Origin of the sequence: Bradyrhizobium sp. (assembly GCF_017881085.1) — a bacterium.
In the GTDB taxonomy this organism is placed as follows: Bacteria; Pseudomonadota; Alphaproteobacteria; order Rhizobiales; family Xanthobacteraceae; genus Bradyrhizobium.
Genome location: NZ_JADGRI010000488.1, coordinates 1 through 2,628 on the forward strand (window position 1 = coordinate 1; position 2,628 = coordinate 2,628).

Annotated in this window: 2 protein-coding genes and 1 pseudogene; 1 reads left to right on the plus strand and 2 read right to left on the minus strand. The window is 63.4% G+C overall.

Translation table 11 applies throughout. The annotated features are described in order from the left end of the window. On the minus strand, positions 1-1,323 hold a 1,323-nt coding region (locus QZ213_RS27035), incomplete at its 3' end, for an acyl-CoA carboxylase subunit beta (RefSeq protein WP_291689107.1). 135 nt (positions 1,324-1,458) lie between these two features. On the opposite strand from QZ213_RS27035, the pseudogene QZ213_RS27040 reads away from it, so the two are divergent. Then, a pseudogene (locus QZ213_RS27040) lies at positions 1,459-1,873 on the plus strand (DUF4260 domain-containing protein). A gap of 239 nt (positions 1,874-2,112) precedes the next feature. On the opposite strand, the gene QZ213_RS27045 reads toward QZ213_RS27040, so the two are convergent. After that, positions 2,113-2,628 (minus strand): carboxymuconolactone decarboxylase family protein (locus tag QZ213_RS27045; protein ID WP_291689108.1); only part of this gene is annotated, 516 nt, incomplete at its 5' end.

Here is a 2,628-nt window from a genome sequence, read left to right on the forward strand (position 1 = left end):
GCGGAAGATGATCTCGACCGCGCCCTTGGCGCCCATCACGGCGATCTGCGCGGTCGGCCAGGCGTAGTTTACGTCGGCGCCGATTTCTTTTGAGGCCATCACGTCGAAGGCGCCGCCATAGGCCTTGCGCGTGATTACCGTGACCAGCGGCACCGTGCATTGCGAATAGGAAAACAGCAGCTTGGCGCCGTGCTTGATCAGGCCGCCATATTCCTGCGCGGTGCCCGGCAGGAAACCCGGCACGTCCACGAAGGTGACGATCGGGATGTTGAAGGCATCGCAGAATCTGACAAAGCGCGCGGCCTTGCGCGAGGCGTCAGAGTCAAGCACGCCCGCCAGCACCATCGGCTGGTTGGCGACGAAGCCGACGGTGCGGCCGGCGATGCGGCCGAAGCCGGTGACGATGTTCTTGGCGAACGCCTCGGAGATTTCGAAGAAGTCGCCCTCGTCCACGACCTTCAGGATCAATTCCTTCATGTCGTAGGGCTTGTTCGGATTGTCGGGGATCAGCGTGTCCAGCGACATGTCGATCCGCCCGATGTCATCGAAGCTCGGCCATTCCGGCACGCCGTCGGTGTTGTTGGACGGCAGGAAGTCGATCAGCCGGCGCATCTGCAAGAGCGTCTCGACGTCGTTCTCGAAGGCGCCGTCCGCGATCGAGGAACGCGTGGCGTGCACGCTGGCGCCGCCGAGTTCTTCCGCGGTGACGACCTCGTTGGTGACGGTCTTCACCACGTCCGGTCCGGTGACGAACATGTAGCTGGTGTTCTTCACCATGAAGATGAAGTCGGTCATGGCGGGCGAATAGACGTCGCCGCCGGCGCAGGGGCCCATGATCACGGATATCTGCGGGATCACGCCCGACGCGATGACGTTGCGGCGGAACACATAGGAATACCCCGCGAGTGCGGCGACGCCTTCCTGGATCCGCGCGCCGCCGGCGTCGTAGAGCCCGATGATCGGCGCCCTCGCCTTCATCGCCATGTCCTGGATCTTGACGATTTTCTGCGCGTGGGTCTCGGAGAGCGAGCCGCCGAACACGGTAAAATCCTTGGCGAAGACGAAGGTCTTGCGGCCGTTGACGGTGCCCCAGCCGGTGACAACGCCGTCGCCCGGCACTTTCGATTTCTCCATGCCGAATTCGGTCGAGCGGTGCTCGACGAACATGTCGAATTCCTCGAAACTGCCCTTGTCGAGCAGGAGCTCGATGCGCTCCCGCGCGGTCAGCTTGCCGCGGGCGTGCTGCGCCTCGATGCGCTTTTCGCCGCCGCCCAGCCGGGCGCCGGCGCGCCGCTCTTCAAGGGTTTCCAGGATATCTTTCATTGGCTCCCGCCCATCAATTTGCTTAAGGATTGACCGGGTTCTAACACGGCATTTTCCGAACCGGAAACCGGCTTTCGATCGCCGAAATGGCGGTTGGAAGAGATACGTTGACCGGGCTATTTTGGGAGGCCAGCCATGAACGGGACCACCGCAACCGAGGCCACCGGCGCCGTCACGGGTGGCTGCCGAACCCTGCTCCGGCTGGAGGGCCTGACGCTGTTTCTCGGCATGACCATGCTCTACGCGGTCCGGGGCGGGTCCTGGTGGGTCTACGCGGTGCTGTTCCTGTCGCCGGACCTGAGCTTTGCCGGCTATCTCGCCGGGCCCCGAATCGGCGCCATCCTCTACAACGCCGCGCACAGCTACATGGCGCCGATGGCGCTGACGACAACCGGGTTCGGCCTCGCCTCGCCGCTGACGCTCTCGATCGCGCTGATCTGGCTCGCGCATATCGGCATCGACCGCGCGCTCGGCTACGGCCTGAAATATTCGGGCTGGATTTGGGTTCACCCATCTCGGCCGCATCGGCAAGGACGCCGCCAACGGATGACCTGACGGTCGATGCATTTCGAACGCATTGGTTCGATGTTCCGGCAATGAAGGTGCGCCCCCTCTCCCCTTGTGGGAGAGGGTTGGGGTGAGGGGTTCAAGTCTATCGATAGAGCGTAACCCCTCACCCGGATCGCATCTGACGATGCGACATAGCCGAAGCTTTGCTTCGGCGTTCTCCTCGAACAATGGCCGCCCAAGGCGGCCTATGCCTCTCCCGATGGGAGAGGTGAAGTAGCCCTACTTCTCGCCGACCTTGAACGGCTCTTCCTTGCCCGGAGGCACGGTTTCTTCCGCCATCGCCAGCAGCATCGCCACCATGACGTAATTGCCGGCCACCGCGGTCAGGTCCACGATCTGCTGGTCGTTGAAGACCTTCTTTGCCCGTGCATAGGTTTCGTCGGCAACCTTCTGCGTGGTGGTGAGCTCGGTGACGAAGTCGTACACGACGGCCTCGTCCTCGGCCATGTTTGACGGCCGCTTGCCGGCCTTCAGCTCGGCGATGATGTCGGCCGACAGGCCCGCCTTGGCCGCCAGCGGCGCGTGCGCGAACCATTCGACCTGCGAGCGCCACTGCCGCCCGATGATCAGGATCGCGAACTCGTTGAGCTTGGTGGGGACGGAGGTCTGCCAGCGCAGATAATAGAACAGGTCGTACAGGCGCTGGCCCAGCACCGGGCTGCGGATCATCGGGTTATACGGTCCGCCGAGACCGACGCTCGACACCTTCATGATCTGCTCGCCGAGCGGCTTTTG